Source organism: Glycomyces sp. NPDC047010 (assembly GCF_040644205.1).
Taxonomy (GTDB): Bacteria; Actinomycetota; Actinomycetes; order Mycobacteriales; family Micromonosporaceae; genus Glycomyces.
Genome location: NZ_JBEYVY010000014.1, coordinates 23952 through 42374, shown reverse-complemented (window position 1 = coordinate 42374; position 18423 = coordinate 23952). Strand labels below are relative to the sequence as shown.

The window sequence follows — 18423 nt, the reverse complement described above, 5'->3', positions numbered from 1 at the left end:
TCGTCTTCGACGTCGCGGGCAACTCGGTGCGGCCCCGCGCACCTATGAACCGCGACAGGCGAATCCATCCGACTTGGAGGACTCATGCAACGAAGACTGATCGGCGCGGTGGCGGTGCTCGCCGGGGCGGGTCTGGTGCCCGGCGCCGCCGGGGCCCAGGAGGCCGAAGCGCCCGTTGAGGAGGCGTCCATATCGTCCGCGGCCGAGGTGGTGCTGCCGACGGGGGATCGCGTCGGGGTCACGGAGGACGGGACGCTCGACTTCCCGGACGGCGAGGCGTTCGCCGTCGCGAAGGACGCCGACGGCGAACGCGCCGCGGTACCGGTCGACGCCGTGGACGAGGTCGCGTCGGGGGAGTACCGGGCGTCGGACTTCAACGTCGACTCGCCCGGCACCGGGTTCGCGGCGGCGAGCGCGGCCGTCCCGAACGTCACCGTGACCGGCGAGTGGCTCGACGGCACCGCGCCCGACACGTTCGCCGTGTCGTGGGCGCGGGTCGGGTCGACCGAGGGCGGCGGGCCCGAGTTCGTGGAGGGCGGGACCGCCGCCCTGACGCTGGAGGCGGGCACGTACCACCTGGTCACCATGATGTACAAGGGCGCCGACGAGTCCGATGTGGTCTCGGCGATCCAGGAGGTCCGCGTCGGCGAGCACCCCGTGGAGGTCCTCGTGGACGGCGCGAAGGCCGAGCCGCTCGGGTTCGACCTCGACCGCGAGGCCGGGGCCGAGAGCGTCGTGCTCGACGTGTTCAGCTACGGCCCCGGCCACGAGGAGGGCGACGGCGCCTGGCTCGGGTACGCGGCCTGGCCCGGCGGCGACCTGTACGCGATCCCCAGCGGGAGGCTCAGCGGCGTCCAGGACGCCGGGTACGTGCTGCGCGAAGGTCTCGCGAGCCCCGAGGGCACCGCGGACCCGTACGCCTACAACCTGTTCCGGCACGGCACCCGCGGCTTCCGCGGCGACCTGACCCCGCCCGTCGCCGACGCCGACCTGGCCCGCAACGACGCCGACTTCCAGGCGCTCGGCGCGAAGGGCTCGTTCACGCGCCAGGACCTCTCCGACCACCCCGTCTACGACGCGTGGTCGTACACGAACACCGGCGAGGTCGCGCTGCCGTCATCGCGCACCGAGTTCTTCACCGCGGGCCGGGACCTCTCGTGGGAGCACCGCTCGTACTTCCCGTACGAAGGCGGCCCCGGCTCCGCGTGGGACCTGGTGCACCACCGCTCCGGCGCCCTCGAACCCGGTTCGGTGCAGGCGATGTCGTGGAACAACGCGCCCCTGTCGGTGGGTGTGGACGACAACGGGCAGTCATGGCCTCCGGCGACGTTCGTGCGCTGGGACGACATGGGCTCGCTGTACTTCGGGCCGTGGATGTTCTCCTCCGCCATGGGCGGCGAGGCCATCCAGAGCGACTACCTCCCCGGCAAGATCACCTTGTCGCGCAACGGGGAAGTGCTCGCCCAGAACGACCAGATCGGCCTCGGCATCGACGCCGCCTCCGTCCCCGCGGGACAGCTCACCGTGACTGCGACCGCCGACCGCAACGCGTCGTGGACGCCCTTGGGCACCCGCTCCGACGCGTCGTGGACGTTCGACTACGACCCTGACGGCAACCCGGTCCTGCCCGTCTCGGTCGTCCGGTTCACGGCCACCGGCGTCGTCAACGGGGCCGCCGAGGGCGGCACCGTGCAGCAGATCGGCCTGGAGTTCGCGCCGCAGCCCGGCGCCGACGAGCAGCACTGCGCCGCAATGACCTTCGACGTGTCCTTCGACGACGGCGCGACCTGGACCCCCGTCCCGATCGACCGCGACGGGAACACCGCGACCGCCTCGCTCACGCTCCCCGACGACGCCGCGTTCGCCTCGGTCCGGTTCACCGCCGCCGACGAGAACGGCAACACCGTCAGCCACGAGACGATCCGCTCCTACGCGATCGCCTGACCCGGGGGACCGGGCCGCGCTCCACCCGGGCGCGGCCCGGTCCATCCGATTTTCCCCGCCGAGAACGCTCCGCGATGTCGAGAATGGGGTGGCGGCTCCGTCCCAGGTGCAGACGCGGCCGCAGTGGTCGCGCAAGCAACGAGGAGGGGCGTCATGGCGCTCAAGAAGCTGGACAACATCGAGATCATCGTGGAGGACCTCGACGCGGTCGTCGCGTTCTTCACCGAGCTGGGCATGGAACTGGAAGGCAGAGCGGAGGTCGAGGGCACCTGGGCCGCGCGGCTCGTCGGGCTCGAAGACCAGAAGGTCGACATCGCCATGATGCGCGTCCCGGGCGACAACGGGCGCGTCGAACTCGCCCAGTACCGCGACCCCGACGCGATCAGGAGCCTCCCGGTCAACGCCCCGCCCCACACGCTCGGCATCCGCCGCATCATGTTCTCTGTCGACGACATCGACGACCGGATCGCCCGCCTCCTCGCCCACGGCGCCGAACTCGTCGGCGAGGTCGTGGAGTTCGAGGGCTCCTACAAGCTCGCCTACCTCCGCGGCCCCGAAGGCATCCTCGTCGCCCTCGCCCAAGAACTCGGCTGACCCGACCGGCCTCAGCCGATCGTGATGACCGTCTTGCCGGTCGGGCGGGAGGTCGGGTTGAAGGCGCTCACTGCGTCCTCCAAGGGGTGGACCGCGCCGATGCGAGTGCGGAGGCGGCCGTCTCGAACGCGGGCGGCGATGCGGGCGAGCTGGGTCCGGTCGGCCTCCACGACGAAGAACACCGCGTTCGCCTCCGCGGGCCGCACCTCTGGCGGTCCGGCGATCGTGACGAGGGTGCCGCCGGGGCGGACCAGGGCGGCCGAGCGGGCGCCGATGTCGCCGCCGATGACGTCGAACACCAGGTCCACCTGGCCGACCGCGGCGAGGTCGTCGGCCCCGAGGTCCAGGAACTCGTTCGCGCCGAAGTCGAGCGCCGCCTCCCGGTCGGCGGTGCGGCCGGTGCCGATGACGTGGGCGCCGTGCTCGTGCGCGAGCTGGGAGACCACCGAGCCGACGCCGCCCGCGGCGCCGTGGACGAGGACGGTCTGCCCCGTCCGGAGGCGGCCGTGGTCGAACAGGCCCTGCCACGCGGTGAGGCCGGAGATCGGCAGGCTCGCGCCGGTCGTGAAGTCGATGTCGGCCGGGAGCGGCGCGAGGTTGCGGGCCTCGACGGCCACCAGCTCGGCGAGCGTCCCGTCACGGGTCCAGTCGGCGAGCCCGAACACCCGCTGCCCCACGGTGAGCCCGGTCGTGCCGTAGCCGAGCGAGTCGACCACCCCCGCCAGCTCGTGCCCGGGAATGCTCGGCGTCCGGTCCCGCCCGGCCCGGTCGGTCCACGTCCCCGGCCACGTCAGCTCCCCGGGCGTGAACCCGGACGCCCGCACTCGCACCACCACATCGTTCTCCGCCGCATGCGGCTCGGGCCGCTCCCCGAAGGTCATGCCGGCGGTCCCGGCGTCCTGGTCGGTGACGAAAACAGCCTTCATATGCATCCTCTCGCTCGGGCAGACCACTCCATTAAACGGCCTGCCGCGACCCGGCAGGCGCGCGTAGACGAATGCGAATGGAATACGGCTCGGCGACTATGGAAGATCGAGGCCGGGCGGGCTTTGATGAAGACATGACGATCACACCGAACACCCCCGCCCGCCCGACCGGCCACCCGCTCCGCACCGCGGTCCTCCTCCTCGCCACCCTGACGACCGGCCTCACCGCGGGCGTCTACACGGACTGGTCGAACACGATCATGCCCGGACTGGGAGAGGTGGACGACCGGACGTTCGTGGGGGCGTTCCAGGCGCTCGACACGGCGATCACGAACCCGCTGTTCCTGGGCGTCGAGTTCACCGGGTCGCTCCTGCTCATCGCGCTCGCGCTGGTGCTGCACCTGCGTTCGGGCCAGCGCGCCGTGCTGGTCTGGTTGTCGGTCGCGCTCGCGGCCTACCTCGTGTCCGTGGTGATCACCATGGGCGTCAACGAACCCCTCAACACCGAGATCAGGTCCGTCACCGAACTCGGCACCGACGCCGACTTCACGGCCGCCCGGGCGCTGCTCGACGAGGCGCGCTGGACCGCGTGGAACACCGTGCGGGCCTTGGTGACCGTAGCGGCCTTCGGCAGCCTCGCCTGGACGCTCGTGATCCACCGGCGCCGGTAAACCGCTCGCGGGACCGCGCCCGGCCCCGCTACGGTCGGCGGATGTGGAAGCCCCGGTTCACCCTGGACGACATCGCCGCCGCCGTCGCGGAGGGCCATCGGCCGCTCGCCGACTGGCAGCCCCTCACCGAAGGCGAGAACTCGCAGGTCTTCGCCGCCGAGGACGGTGACCGGCAGGTGGTCGTCCGGGCGTGCAAGCGCCGGGACGGGTTCGACGTGGAGGCCCGCGTCGCGGCGATGCTCGCCGGGAGCGCGGTCCGCGCCCCTGAGACCGTCGCGATCGGCCCCGTAGGCGACGCCTGGTGGAGCGTCACGACGCGCCTCCCGGGGGTCCGCCTGTGCGACCTGCCCCCGGACCGCGTCGCGGACGCCGCCGAATCGGTCGCCGAGGCCATGCGCCGCATCCACACCGCGGACGTCACGGCCTCGACCGGCTTCGGCGGCATCGACCCGGCGACCGGGAACGGGCGCCAGTCCGCCTGGCACGACCCGGTCCCCGGACCCGGCGCCTGGAGCGCACTGTCCTTTGAGGACCGGAAGCTCGTGGACGCCCTCACCGACCTGTACACCACCGACGCAGCCGCGCTCCCCGAACAGCGGGCGCTCCTGCACGGCGACTTCAGCGCCGACAACCTCATCGTGGACGGCGACGCGGTCGGGGTCATCGACTTCGAGTGCGCCCGCTACGGCGATCCGCTCTGGGACATCGCCTACCAGCTGTTCTGGGCCGGACCCTGGCCCGTCATGGCCCCGCAGGCGCGCGCCGCGGCCGCCGGCCTGGACGACTCGGCGGACACCCGGGCCCGCCTCCGCCTGCACATGACGGCCGCGGGCCTCAATGGCGCCGCGTTCTACGCCCACGACGACCGCGTCCCCGAACTCCAGCTCATGCTGCGCCGCCTCGCGCCCCTCCTGGAGGACCCGCCGAGCCTGTCCGGACTCGACGGCTACTGGATCCACCCCGGCCGGTAGCCCGGCCGCGGCTACGCTGGGCGGGTTACCGAGAGGGAGGCGGCCGATGGGCGCGGAGCGAGGACTGCCGGTCGACGAGCGGGAGCGCCGGGACCTGTGCGAGCTGCTGGCGGAGGTCGGACCCGACGCGCCGACGATGTGCGAGGGCTGGACCGCCCTCGACCTCGCCGCGCACCTCGTCCTGCGCGAGCACTTCTCAAGGTGGTCCGTGGAGAAGATGGCCGCGCAGAAAGCCAAGGGCCTCCCCGCCCTGATCGACCGGCTCCGCAGAGGGGCGCCGCCGGTGCCCTGGCGCATCCCGGGGCTCCGGACCGCCATGAACGGCACGGAGTTCCTGATCCACCACGAGGACGTGCGCCGCGCCAACGGCCTCGGCCCCCGGACCGGCCGCCCCGACCTCGACGCGCTGGCCTGGAAGACCAGCGGCCTCACCGGCTGGCGGGCCGCCCGCAAGATCCGCCCGCACGGCCTCGAACTGCGCGTCCCCGACGGCCGCACCCGCGGCTTCGGGTCCGAGGAGCGCGCCGTGCTCACCGGCGAACCGGTCGAGCTGCTCCTCTACCTCAGCGGCCGCCGCGACGTCGCCCGAGTCGAACTCTCGGGAGACCCGGTCGCCGTCGAAGCGATGCTGGGCACCGACAACGGCCTCTGACGTGCGGCCCGCGCCGCGTGGCTAGGCTTTCCCGATGCCGCGACTCCTGCGAATCGACGCCTCCTACGAAGCGAACGGGTCCGTCTCCCGCGGCCTCACCGGCGTCTTCGCCGAGGCATGGCGCAGCCGCGGCGACGGGCACACCGTCATCCAACGCGACCTGCGCACCGACCCGGTCCCGCACCTGACGCACGCCGCCCTGCACTGGGCGTCCGAGGAAACCCCTCCGGCCGACGAGTCCCATCGTGAAGCGGCCCAAGCACAACGGGCCCTCGTCGCCGAACTGCTCAGCGCGGACGTCCTGCTGCTCGGCGCGCCCATGTACAACTACTCGCTGCCCTCGACGCTCAAAGCCTGGCTCGACCAGGTCCACGTCCGGGGCCTCACCTCGCCCGCCGAAGAGGACACCCAGCCGCTGCGCGGCCGCACCGCCGTCATCGTCACCACGCGGGGCACCGTCCACGGGCTCGGCACCGCGAACGAGGACCGCGACCACGTGGTCCCGCCGCTCGAACTCATCCTCGGCGAGGAGTTCGGCATGGAGGTCCACGTCGTCATGGTCGGCCGCACGCTCTCGACCTCGATCGCGGCGCTCGCGCCAGAGCGATCGGCCTTCGAGGCGGAGCGCGATGCCGCCGCCGCACGCCTGACCGCGCTCGCGGGCTCGCTCGCCTGAGCGTGGCAGTATTGCGTCGGCCGCGCGTACCCGCCGGTCGAGGGCGTGATCAGGAGTGGACATGGATTTCCGGGAACAGGCCGCCGCCATCGAGGACGAGCTCGTCGCACTGCGCCGCGAGCTGCACCGCTTCCCTGAGGTGGGTCTCGACCTGCCCGGGACGCAGGCGGCCGTGCTCGCCGCGCTCGACGGCCTGCCGCTGGAGATCACCCTCGGCAAGGCCGCGACCTCGGTCACCGCGGTCCTGCGCGGCGGCGGGCCGGGCCCGGTCGTGCTGCTGCGCGGCGACATGGACGCCCTGCCGGTGGTCGAGGAGAACGACGCCGAGTACGTGTCCGGCCGCGTCGGCACCATGCACGCGTGCGGCCACGACCTCCACACCGCGGGCCTCGTCGGTGCCGCGAAACTCCTTGCCGCGCATAAGGACGAGCTGAACGGCGACGTCGTCTTCATGTTCCAGCCGGGCGAGGAGAGCGGCGACGGCGCCGGGCACATGATCGACGAAGGCGTGCTCGACGCCGCGGGCCGCAGAGCCGACGCGGCGTACGGCCTCCACGTCATGTCCGACCGCCTGCCGCGCGGCGTGTTCACCACCAAGCCCGGCCCGATGATGGCCGCGATCTCGGCCCTGACGGTGAAGGTCGTCGGCGCGGGCGGCCACGGCTCCCGCCCCCACACCGCGCTCGACCCGATCCCGGTCGCGGCCGAGATCGTCACCGCGCTCCAGACGCTCGTCACCCGCCGGTTCTCGGTGTTCGACCCGATCGTCCTCACCGTGGGCACCTTCCATGCCGGGACCAGGCACAACATCATCCCCGACAGCGCGGTCTTCGAGGCCAGCGTCCGCACGTTCACCGAGGAGTCGCTCGCCCTGGTCGAGCGGGAGTCGGTGCGCCTCGCCGAGGGCATCGCCGCCGCGCACGGCCTCACCGCCGAGGCCGCGTTCGTGCGCGAGGACCCGGCCACGGTCAACGACCCCGCCGAGGCCGCGTTCGTCGCCGAGACCGTGCGGGGCCTCTTCGGCGACGCACGGTACGTCGAGATGACCGACCCCGTCACCGGTTCCGAGGACTTCTCGCGGGTGCTGGAGCAGGTGCCCGGCAGCTACCTGTTCCTCGGCGCCACAGTGAAGGACGACTTCCGCGAGGCCGCGTCGAACCACTCGCCCCGCGCCGCGTTCGACGACGCCGTCCTCGCCGACGGCGCCGCGCTCCTCGCGGAGCTCGCCTACCGGAGGCTCCAGCGCGGCTGAACCGATCGATCAGGAATCGAGAAGCACGGCTCAGCTGGGAAAACTAGCATCGTAGTCATCAGGGAACGACATTGAAGGAGACCGTGATGACCGCGAAGCAGACCGCCAAGACCTCGGTGGGATTCTCCGACGACGAGCGCGCGGCGATGAAGGAGCACGCCGAGGAGCTGAAGAAGGAGCAGCGCCGCGGCAAGCGCGCGACGAAGGCCGACGGCACCGCCGACGTGCTCGCGAAGATTGCCGAGCTGGAGGGCCCCGACCGGGTGCTCGCCGAGCGGATCCACGAGATCGTCACCGCCAACGCGCCGGAGCTGACCCCGAAGACCTGGTACGGGATGCCCGCGTACGCCCGGGACGGCAAGGTCGTGTGCTTCTTCCAGAGCGCCCAGAAGTTCAAGGCCCGCTACGCCACCCTCGGCTTCAACGACCCGGCCGCCCTCGACGACGGCGACATGTGGCCGACCGCGTTCGCGCTCACCGACATCACCCCCGCCGTCGAGAAGCGGATCGCAGCCCTGGTCACGCAGGCCGCGGGCTGACCCAGGCGTAAACAACGGCCCGCCCCGGCCGCCGCGACCCGCGGCGCCGGGGCGGGCCTTCGCGTTCCCCGGCGTTCGGTGGTGTGCGGGAGGGGCTTGACACGACCGGTCCCCGTGCCGTTACCCTGACATGACTTTACCGATAAACATTCATTGCCGCACGCCCAGGAAGGCACCCCCGACATGAGCCAGCGATTCACCGTCCGCGTCGGCGACGCGGTCGCCGAGGCCGCCCCCGACCTGTGGGGCCTGTTCATCGAGGACCTCAACGACGCCCTCGACGGCGGCCTCAACGCCGAACGCGTCCGCAACGGCGACTTCGAGTTCGACGCCTCCGAGCGCGAGGGCTTCCACCCCCTCACCGGCTGGGCCGCCGAAGGCGGCGTCGAGGTCCGCACCGACGACCCGCTGCACCGGAACAACGCCCACTACGCCCGCCTGACCGGCCCCGCCGCCATTGCCAACGGCGGCTGGGACGGCGTCGGCGCCGCCCGCGGCGAGCGCATGCGCCTGTCGCTGTTCGCGCGAGCCGACGCGCCCGTGCAGATCGACGTGCAGCTCGCCGGAGGCGTCGCGACCGGCACGCTCGACGTTCGCCGCGGCGGCTGGCAGTACCTGGAGACCGACCTCGAAGCCGTCGCGGACGGCCGCGGGGAGCTGCGCCTCGCCGTCCCCGCCGACGCCGCGGTCGACCTCGACGCCGTCTCCCTGCGGCCCCTCGGCGAGGACGGCGAGCCGCTCACCTTCCGCCCCGACCTCCTCCAGGCCCTCAAGGACCTGAACCCGAGCTTCATCCGCTTCCCCGGCGGCTGCCTCGCGCACGGCTACGGCCTCGCGAACGTCTACCACTGGAAGGACACCGTCGGGCCCCGCCACGAACGCGTGCAGGCGTACAACATCTGGCACTACCACCAGTCCCGCCAGATCGGGTACCTCGAATACTTCGAGCTGTGCGAGGCCGTGGGCGCCACCGCCATCCCGATCGTCGCCGCGGGCGTGTGCTGCCAGAACTCCCCGGGCGGCCAGCACGCCGTCCCCGAGTCCGAGATGGACGCCTACGTCCGCGACGTGCTCGACCTCGTCGAGTTCGCCAACGGCGGCACCGGCACCAAGTGGGGCGCCGTGCGGGCCGAACTCGGGCACCCCGAGCCGTTCGGCCTGCGCTACCTCGGCATCGGCAACGAGGACGAGATCACCGCGCAGTTCAAGGACCGGTACGCCCGCATCGAGGACGCCCTGCGCGCCGCCCACCCCGAGGTCACCCCGATCGGCACCGTCGGGCCCGCCCCGCACGGCGAGGACTACGAGAACGGCTGGGCGTACGCCCGCGAGCGCGCCATCCCCATCGTGGACGAGCACGGCTACCAGAACCCGCGCTGGTACCACCAGAACCTCGACCGCTGGGACGCCTACGACCCCGAGGGCCCGAAGGTGTACCTCGGCGAGTACGCGGGCTGCTCCAGCAAGGTCAGGTCGGCGCTCGCCGAGGCCGCGTACATGACCGCGATGGAGCGGCGCCCCGAGGTCGTGCGGCTCGCGTCGTACGCGCCCCTGCTCGCCCGGGTGGGGCACTCGCAGTGGACGCCCGACCTCATCTACTTCACCGCCGACGAGGTGCGGCCGAGCGCCTCGTACTACGTGCAGCAGGCGTTCGGTGCCGAACGCGGCCAACGGGTCCACGCCGTGGCCCTCGAAGGCGTCGAGCACCGGCCGGTGGTGCTCCCGGCGATCGGCACGGCCGTGCTCTCCTCGGCGCGGGCCTCGGTCGCGTTCAGCGGCATCCGGCTCGACGGCGCCCCGGTCCCGGACGCGCGCACGGGGACCGGGGGCGACGGCGTCCACCTCGGCCCGATCGACCCGACCGCGTGCGAGCTGGAGTTCGCCGCCCTCAAGGCCGACGGCGAGGACGGTTTCGAGATCCGGCTCGGCCCCGAGGCCCCGGCCAGTTCGCTCACCGTCTCGTTCGGCATGTGGCAGAACAAGTTCACCGTCGTCAACCGCTCCGACGACGGGATCGGCGGCGGCGACCACGGCCCCGTGCCGTGGCGCGGCCTCCACGAGGGCGAGCCCGTCGAGGTGAAGGTCAAGCTCGACGGCCCGCGCGTCCGGGTCTGGGCCGACGGCGAACTGCGCCACGACTACGAGCAGGACGCGCGGCCCGAGCAGCGGGTCACCGCCGGGGTCCTCTCGCGCGAGGCCGAGGGCGGCACCGAGTACGTGGTGCGCCTGGTCAACGCCGAGGACACCGCGAAGACCGCGCACATCGCCGTCCCCGGCCCGGCCACGGCCGCCGTGACCCTCCTCGCGGGCGCCGGGCCCGACGACGGCGAGCTGTTCCACGCCTCGCCGGTGACCCCGGTGTCCTCGACCGCCAAGGGCGACGACGGCGTGGACATCGACCTCCCGCCGTGGTCCTTCGCCAGCGCGGTCGTCACCGCCTGAGCGCCGCCTGACCGCGGAGTCGCGCGGCGCAAACGAGTCCCCGCCGCAGGCTCGGGTAGGGAGCCTGCGGCGGGGCGGGGTGCGACTAGATTCCGGTCATCTCGTTGGGCGCGTTCGGGAGGTCGGTTTCGGCGGTGATCTCGCCGGTGGCGACGTCGAGCGCGTAGATCTTCTGCGCGGCGGGGTCGCTCACGTAGGCGGTGTCGCCGCGGACGAAGACCGCGGGACGGGCCTCCTGCCATTCGAGCGGCTCCTCCCAGGCGTCGATGACCGGGTAGGACGCGGTGACCGATGCGTGCTCCATGTCGATGACGTGGAGGGCGCCGTCGGTGCCGAGGAGCAGGCCCTCGCCGCCGGGGCCGCGGGCGAGCGAGCGGAAGGTGTAGCTGGTGCCGACGTCGAGGAGGGTCAGCTCGCCGGTGACGGTGTCGATCACGGACACGCGGGTGGGCCGTTCCAGTTCGGCGTCGGGGTCGCTCTTGTAGTCGCCGAGGACGAACGGGGAGTCGTCGTGGCCGCGGGAGTTGCCGATGCGGCCGTACTCGTCGGGGCTGTCGATCTTGGTGAAGGCGCCGTCGCGGTAGACGAGGACGCCGTCCTCGCAGCCGACGACGATCGTCTCGTCGGCGGCGGCCGACTCCCCGTGGACGCCGGGGCATTCCTCGCTGCGGGCGATCTCGTTCCGTTCGGCGTCGAGGACCTGGACGCCGGGGCGGGACTCCTCGTCCCCCAGGGTCACCAGCAGCTCGCCGTTCGCCAGCTCGACGGCCACGCCGTGGTGCGGGTGCTCGGTCGTGAACGTCTCGGTGTCGGGCAGGCCGTCGCCGAGGTCCTGCGGGTCGAAGAGGGTGACTTCGCCTGAGCCGTCGGCGAAGAGCACCGTGACGCCGGCGTGGTTGACGACGTGCCCGGCCTTGGCGGCGGCGAACTCGTCGTCCGAGAGCGTCGCGGCGGTCGCGTCGAGGACGCGGAAGCCGGTCGCGGTGGAGACGAGCACGTGGCGGCCGTCCCCGGCGGGGTTGACGCGGTTGAAGCCCTCCAGGGGGAGGTCTTCGACGACTTCGAGCGTGTCGCCGTCGAGGACGTAGACGCCGCCGTCATAGGTGGCGACGAGCGCGTTCTCCACTTCCACGGCGTCGGGTTCGGCGGCCTCGTCGGCGGGGCCGCCGCATGCGGCGAGGACGAGCCCGGTGCTGAGGAGCGCGGGCGTCCATAGGGTGCGGGTTCTCATTCGTATCCTTCTCTGGGTGTCGGGGCCCGGGGCGGGCCCGTCGATGGGCGGGGTGTACGTCATTGCGGCGCAAGGCCCTCGGCGATGGCTTCGGCGTTGGCCGCGGCCATCTCCAGGTAGGTCCCGGCGCCCTGCCCGGGTTCGGTGAGCGACTCGGTGAACAGCGGGACGATCGCGATGTCGAGCCCGGTCTCCGCGGCCATCGCCTCGATGAGCCGCTCGGGCTGCGAGGAGTCGGCGAAGACGACGGGGACGCCGGAGGCGGCGACGGCGTCGGCGAGGTCCTTCAGGTCGGAGCCGCTGGGGGAGGCGAGGGTGGAGCCGGAGGGGATGACGGCGCCGACGACCTCGAAGCCGTACCGTTCGGCGAGGTAGCCGAAGACGTGGTGGTTGGTGACGAGCTTGCGGTGCTCGTCGGGGATGCGGGAGAACAGTTCGGTCGTGTGCTCGTGGAGGTCGTCCACTTGCGACCGGTACGCCTCGGCATCCGAGCGGACCCGGTCGGCGTCGACGCCCGCGACATGCTCGATCACCTGGTCGGCGATGATCCCGACGGCCTCGCCGACGCGCACCGGGTCGGTCCAGAAGTGCGGGTCGGGCTGCCCGGCGGACTCGTCGGCGCTGTAGTCGATCGGGTCGACACGCTCGCCGACGGCGAGGTCCGGCACCCCTGACGCGGTGGCCGCCTCGATGTGGCTGAGGACGCCCTCTTCGAGGCCGAGGCCGTTGTGCACCAGCAGTTCCGCGCGTTCGAGGGACGCGGCCTGCTGCGCGGAGACGCCGAACGAGTGCGGGTCGGCGCCCGCGGCCATGAGGACCGTGACCTCGGTCTGGTCGCCGACGACGTTCCGGACGAGGTCGCCCAGGATGTTCGTGGTCACGACGATGCCGGAGCGGGCCGATCCCGTTGCGGTGCAGTCGGAGAGCGCGACGGCGAGGACCGGGAGCGACACGAGTGCGCGTCGCGTGAGCGCGGCTACCATCCCGTCTCCACCATGGCGCCGGGCTGGAAGCCGAGGTCGAAGGTCCGGGCCAGCCGCAGGTCGTCGCGGTAGTCGATCTCGTGGACCGCGCCGCCGCCGGGATCGCTGACGTACGCGCGGGCGGTGTCGACCTGGATCACCGGCACGGCGTCGTCCGCGACCGTCAGCAGCTCGGTCTGCGCGAGCGCGGCGCCGGTGGCGGGGTCGAAGGAGCGGAGCACGCCGTCCCGCGCGAGGACGAGCACGGGCGCGTCCTCGCCGGTCGCACTGACCGCGACCGTGTCGGCCACGTCCAGCGCGGTCCACGCGCGCTCCTTGAGGTCCAGGACGAGGACCCCGCCGTTCTCGGTGCGGGCGGCCAGCACCGAGGCGCCGGGCCGGTGGTGGAGGCCGCCGTCGATGCCCTCGCCCGCGGGGTAGGGGATCTTCTCCGCGGTCGGCTCGCCCTCACCGGTGACGAGCAGGACCCCGTCGTCGCACGCGAACACGGCGCCGCGCCGGGTCACGGTGGGCGACTCGGGCTCCGGGCAGTCCTCGGCGAGTGCCGTGCCGCCGCTTCCGTCGCGTTCGAGGACCTGGACCGCCCCGTCGCCGACCGCGATGAGCCGCTGGTCGTAGGGGAGCGCGGCCTGCGCCGCGACCGTGCCGGTCTCGGCGATCTCGCCCGCGTCCAGGGACTCGAGGTCGAGCGTGACCACGCCGCTCCCGCCGTTCAGGACGGTCACCGCCGGGTCGCCGACCGAGGCGGACACCGCCGCGTCGACCGCGCCGACCTCCCGCGGCTCGCTCTTGTAGTAGTGCACGTGGTCGCCGTGGTCGACGGTCCATGCGCCGCTGTCGATCACGCGGGTGCTCGACCCGTCGGACACGTACGCGTAGCGGCCGTCGCTCGCGGCCGACTGCACCCCGTCCACAGTGGCGATGACCGCGGACTCCTCCGTCGCCGGGTCGAAGAGGTGGACCTCGCCGGTCGCGGCGTCGGCGATGACGAGCCGCCATTGCGCCTCGGCGGTCTCCTCGGCGCCCTCGACGTAGCCGTGGGGCGTGGGGGAGGGGTCCTCGGCGGTGGCGCCGGGCTCGCTGGAGCAGCCCGCGAGGACTGCGAGGGTGAGCACGGCGGCCGCTCGGGCTCTCGTGGGCAGCGGCATTCAGTGTCCTTTCAGGATGACGGGGCGGAGCGGGAGGCGGTCGCGGACGAGCGCGGCGAGCGCGGAGGCGAAGAAGCAGGCGACGGCGAGGCCGGCGATGGTGGCGCCCGCGGCCGTCCCGAGGTGCCAGGAGACGAGCAGCCCGCCCGCGGTGGAGGCCGCGCCGAGGAGGACCGCGCCCGCCATGATCACCGGGATGCGGTCGGCCCACAGACTCACGGCCGCGGGCGGCGCGATGAGCAGGCCGAAGACGAGCAGTGTGCCGACGACGTGGAACGAGGCGGTGATCGCGAGCGTCAGGAGGCCGACCATGAGGCCCTGTGCCAGGCCCGGGCGCAGGCCGAGGGTGGCGGCCTTGCGCGGGTCGAAGGCGAGGGCGGTGAACGCCCGGTGGCAGGCGACGGTGATCAGGAGCGCCGCGATCAGGGCACCGGCGAGTACTACGAGGTCGGCGTCCCTGACGGACAGCACGTCGCCGAACAGGAACCCGGTGAGGTCCACGGCGAACGACCCGGATCGGGAGACGATGATGACGCCCGCCGCGAGCATCCCGACGAACAGCAGTCCGATCCCGGTGTCGCGGGAGAGCCTGGGGGAGCGGGAGAGTGCGGTGACGCCGAGGGCCATCGCGAGCGCGCTGGCCGCGGCCCCGAGCAGGAGGTTCCCGCCGAGGAGCGCGGCGATCGCGACGCCGGGCAGCATCCCGTGCGACATCGCGTCGCTCATGAAGGCCATGCCGCGCAGCACGACCCACGTGCCGGCGAGGCCGCAGACCGCCGAGACGAGCAGGCCGCCCCACAGGGCGCGGGCCACGAATCCGACTTCGAAGGGGCTGGTCAACCATTCCACGGCCAGAACTATAATGAAAATCGTTTTCGATTCCAAGCCGAAGGGGGAGTGATCCAGGACATGTCCGCTGCGATCGAGCTGGACGGGGTGAGCGCGCGCCACGGCGCCGCCACCGTGCTCCACGACGTGACCATTGCGGTTCCGCCGCACCGCATCACGGCGGTGACCGGGCACAACGGCTCGGGGAAGTCGACGCTCCTCGGCGTCCTCGCGGGCGTCCACCCGCCCGCGTCGGGCACGCTGCGGCGCACGCATTCGGGCCGCGTCGCGTTCGTGGTCCAGCGCAGCGAGGCGTCCGACGCGCTGCCCGTGACGGTCCGGCAGACCGTGTCCATGGGCCGCTGGGCCCACCGCGGGGCGTGGCGGCGGCTCACCCGCGAGGACCGGTCCATCGTGGACCACTGCATGGAGCGCCTCGGCGTCGCCGACCTCGCCCGCCGCCGCCTCGGCACCCTCTCGGGCGGCCAGCGCCAGCGCGTGCTCCTCGCCCAGGGGCTCGCGCAGCAGTCCGACCTGCTGATCCTCGACGAGCCCGCGACCGGCCTCGACGCCGCCGCCAAGGACCGCATCGCCGCCGTGCTCGCCGACGAGCGCGCCCGCGGCACCACCATCGTCCACGCCACCCACGACCCCGGCGACGCCGCGGCGGCCGACCACCGCATCGCCCTCGCCCACGGCCGGATCACGGCACCGGCCGCCCGGGAAACGGATGACGTATCAACTACTTGAAGGGAAGCCATGAGCGACTTCAACGACTTCCTTCCGAACGGCGAGGCCGCCCCCGACCGCTGGGTCGCCGCGACCCACCTGTTCGACGGCGTGGCCCCCGGCGGCGTCCCCGCCCCGCACGAAGAAGGCCCCTTCGAGCGCTGGGAGCGGGCGAACGCCCGCTTCGAGGCCCGCGACTACATCGGCGCCGCGAACCTCCTCGCCGCGCTCGTCGAGGAGACCCCCGGCCCGACCGGCCCCCGGCTCCTGCTCGCGCGCGCCTACTACCACTCCGCGCAGCTGCGCCGGGCCGAGGAGCAGCTCCGCGAGGTCATCGACCGCGACCCGGTCGAGCACTACGCCCACCTGCTGCTCGCCCGCACCCTCGAACGCCAGGGCCGCCACGACGAGGCCGCGTCCTGGAACCGCATGGCCGCCGCCTTCGGGCTCACGGCCGCCGAATGAGCCGGGCGCCGAAAGGCGCCCGGCCCCACCGACCCGGCGGAGAATGGATACATGACCACCACGCACCAGCGGACCCTCGACCGCATCGAGGACGCCCGCCACCTGGGGCCCGACTCCCAGGTCGACGACAAGGCGCTGGCCTTCGCGCCGACCGACCCCGCGCTCACCGACCCGTTCCTGATCATGGCCGAGGACTGGTTCTCCGAGCCGGGCTTCGAGTGGCACCCGCACCGCGGCCTGGAGACCGTCACGATCGTGGTCGACGGCGTGCTCGAACACGGCGACAACCTCGGCCACGCCGGCGCCCTCGAACCGGGGGAGGTGCAGTGGATGACCGCCGGGAGGGGCATCGTTCACCGCGAGCTCGCCTACCGCGACGAGCACGCGCACACCCTCCAGCTGTGGCTCAACCTGCCCAAGGCCAAGAAGCTGACCGACTCGCGCTACCAGGACCTCACCCGCGCCGGGATGCGCCGCGTCGAGGCGCCCGGCGTCGTCATCGACGTCCACGCGGGCACGGTCGCGGGCGTGACCGGGACGGCGCAGACGCACCAGCCGGTGCAGGGCCTGCTCGCCGCGATCGACCCGTTGTCCTCGTACGAGCTCGCCGTCCCGGGCGAGCACCGCCTGTTCGCGCACGTCGTCGCGGGGCGGGTGCTCGTCGGCGGGCGCGAGCTCGCCGCCGGGCAGACCGGGTGGTCCGATCCCGTTGCGGGCGCGGCGGAGACGATGCTGCACCTGGCGGTCCCGGACGGCGACGACCCGGCGCGCGTCATGGTCTACAGCGGCACGCCGCTGCGCGAGCCGGTCGCGTTCGGCGGCCCGTTCGTCATGAACAGCCGCACCGAGATCGCCCAGGCGTACCGGGACTTCCAGTCCGGCGCCTTCGGCCCGGTGCCCCGCACCGCGCGCCTCGCCTACGACCGCTGAACGTCGGCGGCGGAACCGTCCGGCGGCCATGATCGTAGGACTATGCTCGTGGGCATATAGATGACATGACAATCAAACGGGACGGCAGGTGGTCCAGGTGAGCAACACGGAGCAGGCCCCGGAGGCGTTGCGGTGCACCCCGCCGCCCGGAGCCGCGGCGGGCGTCGAAGTGCTGGAGCCGCGCGAGGTCCCCCTCGGCGGCCCGCGGGCGCTGCTGGTGCGCCGCACGATCCCGCAGCGGGCCCGGACCCTCATCGGCGCCTGGTGCTTCGCCGACCACTACGGCCCCGTCGCGGTCCCGGCGACCGGCGGCATGGACGTGGCGCCGCACCCGCACACCGGGCTCCAGACCGTCAGCTGGCTGTTCAGCGGCGAGATCGAGCACCGCGACAGCCTCGGCACGCACGCGCTCATCCGCCCCGGCGAGATGAACCTGATGACCGGCGGCCGCGGCATCGCCCACTCCGAGGTCTCCACCCCGGACACCACCGTCGTCCACGGCGTCCAGCTGTGGGTCGCCCTCCCCGAGGCGGACCGGCACGCGGACCGCGACTTCCAGCACCACGTGCCCGGACCGGTGCGGATCGACGGCGCCGAACTCCGGGTCTTCCTCGGCTCCCTCGCCGGATCGGCCTCCCCGGTCCGCACGTTCACGCCGCTGCTCGGCGCTCAGATCGACCTCGACCCGCACGCGACGATCACGCTCGACGTCGACGCCGGATACGAGCACGGCGTCCTCGTCGACGCCGGGGAGGTCCGCCTCGACGGCACCGCGCTCCGCCGCGCCGAACTCGGCTACGCCGCGCCCGGCACCGCCGCCCTCACCCTGGTGAACGACGCCGACGCCCCGGCGCGCCTCATCCTGCTCGGCGGCCCGCCGTTCGAGGAGGAGATCGTCATGTGGTGGAACTTCATCGCCCGCACCCACGACGAGATCGTGGAGGCCCGCGACGAGTGGGAGGCCGCCACCGACCGCTTCGGCGCCGTCGAGGGCTACCCCGGCGACCGCCTCCCCGCGCCGCCCCTGCCCAACGCCGTCATCATGCCCCGCCGCAACCCGCTGCCGCCCAAGCGCACCGACGACCGCGCGAGCGAACCCGTCGTACGCCGGGTCGACGCCGAACTGCTCTACGAGATCGCGATCGACGGCGCCCGCGCGGGCCTCACCGCCTACCGCGACCGCGGCGACCAGCGGATCTTCTACCACACCGAAGTGGACAGCTCCTTCGCCCGGAAGGGCCTGGCCGCCACCCTGGTCGAGCAGGCGCTCCTCGACGCCCGCGCCGCCGGGAAGCGCATCGTCCCCGTCTGCCCCTACGTCGCCCGCTTCGTCAAGAGGCACCCCGAGTTCGCCGACGCGACCGACCAGGTCTCGCCCCAGGTCCTCCACTGGCTGGAGGTCGAACTCGGCTAGGCCGATGACATGTCAACCAGAACATAGA

The 18423-nt window shown here is 72.9% G+C and carries 18 protein-coding genes; 13 read left to right on the top strand and 5 right to left on the bottom strand.

All coding sequences use genetic code 11. From position 1 onward, the window contains the following. The first annotated feature begins 84 nt into the window (after window positions 1–84). Together AB0A65_RS24190 and AB0A65_RS24185 are read left to right on the top strand one after the other, a co-directional pair. A complete protein-coding gene (locus tag AB0A65_RS24190; protein ID WP_359954676.1) occupies window positions 85–1944 on the top strand; it encodes a hypothetical protein in 1860 nt (619 codons plus the stop codon). A 153-nt stretch (window positions 1945–2097) separates the two neighbouring features. Next, window positions 2098–2538: a VOC family protein gene (locus tag AB0A65_RS24185; protein ID WP_359954674.1), complete on the top strand. Its 441-nt coding sequence runs from the start codon at window positions 2098–2100 to the stop codon at window positions 2536–2538. A gap of 11 nt (window positions 2539–2549) precedes the next feature. On the opposite strand, the gene AB0A65_RS24180 is transcribed toward AB0A65_RS24185, so the two are convergent. Then, window positions 2550–3464, bottom strand: coding sequence for an NADP-dependent oxidoreductase (locus AB0A65_RS24180; protein WP_359954673.1), 915 nt, complete (start codon window positions 3462–3464; stop codon window positions 2550–2552). 134 nt (window positions 3465–3598) lie between these two features. Between AB0A65_RS24180 and AB0A65_RS24175 the strand changes: the two genes are divergently transcribed. The 7 genes from AB0A65_RS24175 (at window position 3599) to AB0A65_RS24145 (ending at window position 10667) form a co-directional block, all read left to right on the top strand. Continuing rightward, window positions 3599–4135, top strand: a complete 537-nt coding sequence (locus AB0A65_RS24175; RefSeq protein ID WP_359954671.1) for a DUF1772 domain-containing protein — start codon at window positions 3599–3601, stop codon at window positions 4133–4135. A 41-nt stretch (window positions 4136–4176) separates the two neighbouring features. After that, entirely contained in the window at window positions 4177–5106 is a 930-nt protein-coding gene (locus AB0A65_RS24170) for a phosphotransferase (RefSeq protein ID WP_359954669.1), read from the top strand. 46 nt (window positions 5107–5152) lie between these two features. Next, window positions 5153–5758, top strand: a complete 606-nt coding sequence (locus AB0A65_RS24165) for a maleylpyruvate isomerase family mycothiol-dependent enzyme (protein ID WP_359954667.1) — start codon at window positions 5153–5155, stop codon at window positions 5756–5758. A 34-nt stretch (window positions 5759–5792) separates the two neighbouring features. Beyond that, entirely contained in the window at window positions 5793–6434 is a 642-nt protein-coding gene (locus tag AB0A65_RS24160; protein ID WP_359954665.1) for an NAD(P)H-dependent oxidoreductase, read from the top strand. 61 nt (window positions 6435–6495) lie between these two features. Further along, window positions 6496–7686, top strand: coding sequence for a M20 family metallopeptidase (locus AB0A65_RS24155; protein ID WP_359954663.1), 1191 nt, complete (start codon window positions 6496–6498; stop codon window positions 7684–7686). Between the two features lie 86 nt (window positions 7687–7772). Continuing rightward, on the top strand, window positions 7773–8225 hold the full coding sequence (locus AB0A65_RS24150; RefSeq protein WP_359954661.1) for a DUF1801 domain-containing protein: 453 nt from the start codon (window positions 7773–7775) through the stop codon (window positions 8223–8225). Between the two features lie 183 nt (window positions 8226–8408). Beyond that, a complete protein-coding gene (locus tag AB0A65_RS24145) occupies window positions 8409–10667 on the top strand; it encodes an alpha-L-arabinofuranosidase C-terminal domain-containing protein (RefSeq protein WP_359954660.1) in 2259 nt (752 codons plus the stop codon). A gap of 85 nt (window positions 10668–10752) precedes the next feature. On the opposite strand, the gene aztD is transcribed toward AB0A65_RS24145, so the two are convergent. The 4 genes from aztD to aztB are packed head-to-tail and all read right to left on the bottom strand — an operon-like array spanning window position 10753 to window position 14878. After that, the gene (gene aztD, locus AB0A65_RS24140; protein ID WP_359954658.1) at window positions 10753–11898 is read right to left on the bottom strand and encodes a zinc metallochaperone AztD; all 1146 of its coding nucleotides are present in this window, start codon (window positions 11896–11898) and stop codon (window positions 10753–10755) included. A gap of 59 nt (window positions 11899–11957) precedes the next feature. Then, window positions 11958–12881, bottom strand: coding sequence for a zinc ABC transporter substrate-binding protein AztC (gene aztC, locus AB0A65_RS24135; protein WP_359954656.1), 924 nt, complete (start codon window positions 12879–12881; stop codon window positions 11958–11960). After that, the gene (locus AB0A65_RS24130) at window positions 12875–14029 is read right to left on the bottom strand and encodes a hypothetical protein (RefSeq protein WP_359954654.1); all 1155 of its coding nucleotides are present in this window, start codon (window positions 14027–14029) and stop codon (window positions 12875–12877) included. The genes aztC and AB0A65_RS24130 overlap by 7 nt, the downstream gene beginning before the upstream one ends. Next, window positions 14030–14878 carry a zinc ABC transporter permease AztB gene (aztB, locus tag AB0A65_RS24125; RefSeq protein WP_359954653.1) on the bottom strand — a complete coding sequence of 283 codons (849 nt, stop codon included), beginning with the start codon at window positions 14876–14878 and terminating at the stop codon, window positions 14030–14032. Window positions 14879–14938: 60 nt separating this feature from the next. On the opposite strand from aztB, the gene aztA reads away from it, so the two are divergent. From aztA to AB0A65_RS24105, 4 genes are all read left to right on the top strand, one after another. Next, the gene (gene aztA / locus AB0A65_RS24120; protein WP_359954651.1) at window positions 14939–15607 is read left to right on the top strand and encodes a zinc ABC transporter ATP-binding protein AztA; all 669 of its coding nucleotides are present in this window, start codon (window positions 14939–14941) and stop codon (window positions 15605–15607) included. 9 nt (window positions 15608–15616) lie between these two features. Next, complete coding sequence (locus AB0A65_RS24115; RefSeq protein ID WP_359954650.1) at window positions 15617–16051, top strand: tetratricopeptide repeat protein; 435 nt, start codon at window positions 15617–15619, stop codon at window positions 16049–16051. Window positions 16052–16102: 51 nt separating this feature from the next. Next, a complete protein-coding gene (locus tag AB0A65_RS24110) occupies window positions 16103–16981 on the top strand; it encodes a pirin family protein (RefSeq protein ID WP_359954648.1) in 879 nt (292 codons plus the stop codon). Between the two features lie 97 nt (window positions 16982–17078). Continuing rightward, window positions 17079–18395 (top strand): bifunctional pirin family protein/GNAT family N-acetyltransferase, encoded by a 1317-nt coding sequence (locus tag AB0A65_RS24105; protein WP_359954646.1) that lies wholly within the window; start codon window positions 17079–17081, stop codon window positions 18393–18395. Window positions 18396–18423 lie beyond the last annotated feature (28 nt).

Excerpts from the sequence above, each read along its gene's own strand:
- AB0A65_RS24190 (WP_359954676.1), top strand. The coding sequence starts at position 85 with ATGCAACGAAGACTGATCGGCGCGGTGGCGGTGCTCGCCGGGGCGGGT.
- AB0A65_RS24185 (WP_359954674.1), top strand. The coding sequence starts at position 2,098 with ATGGCGCTCAAGAAGCTGGACAACATCGAGATCATCGTGGAGGACCTC.
- AB0A65_RS24180 (WP_359954673.1), bottom strand. The coding sequence starts at position 3,464 with ATGAAGGCTGTTTTCGTCACCGACCAGGACGCCGGGACCGCCGGCATG.
- AB0A65_RS24175 (WP_359954671.1), top strand. The coding sequence starts at position 3,599 with ATGACGATCACACCGAACACCCCCGCCCGCCCGACCGGCCACCCGCTC.
- AB0A65_RS24170 (WP_359954669.1), top strand. The coding sequence starts at position 4,177 with ATGTGGAAGCCCCGGTTCACCCTGGACGACATCGCCGCCGCCGTCGCG.
- AB0A65_RS24165 (WP_359954667.1), top strand. The coding sequence starts at position 5,153 with ATGGGCGCGGAGCGAGGACTGCCGGTCGACGAGCGGGAGCGCCGGGAC.
- AB0A65_RS24160 (WP_359954665.1), top strand. The coding sequence starts at position 5,793 with ATGCCGCGACTCCTGCGAATCGACGCCTCCTACGAAGCGAACGGGTCC.
- AB0A65_RS24155 (WP_359954663.1), top strand. The coding sequence starts at position 6,496 with ATGGATTTCCGGGAACAGGCCGCCGCCATCGAGGACGAGCTCGTCGCA.
- AB0A65_RS24150 (WP_359954661.1), top strand. The coding sequence starts at position 7,773 with ATGACCGCGAAGCAGACCGCCAAGACCTCGGTGGGATTCTCCGACGAC.
- AB0A65_RS24145 (WP_359954660.1), top strand. The coding sequence starts at position 8,409 with ATGAGCCAGCGATTCACCGTCCGCGTCGGCGACGCGGTCGCCGAGGCC.
- aztD (WP_359954658.1), bottom strand. The coding sequence starts at position 11,898 with ATGAGAACCCGCACCCTATGGACGCCCGCGCTCCTCAGCACCGGGCTC.
- aztC (WP_359954656.1), bottom strand. The coding sequence starts at position 12,881 with ATGGTAGCCGCGCTCACGCGACGCGCACTCGTGTCGCTCCCGGTCCTC.
- AB0A65_RS24130 (WP_359954654.1), bottom strand. The coding sequence starts at position 14,029 with ATGCCGCTGCCCACGAGAGCCCGAGCGGCCGCCGTGCTCACCCTCGCA.
- aztA (WP_359954651.1), top strand. The coding sequence starts at position 14,939 with ATGTCCGCTGCGATCGAGCTGGACGGGGTGAGCGCGCGCCACGGCGCC.
- AB0A65_RS24115 (WP_359954650.1), top strand. The coding sequence starts at position 15,617 with ATGAGCGACTTCAACGACTTCCTTCCGAACGGCGAGGCCGCCCCCGAC.
- AB0A65_RS24110 (WP_359954648.1), top strand. The coding sequence starts at position 16,103 with ATGACCACCACGCACCAGCGGACCCTCGACCGCATCGAGGACGCCCGC.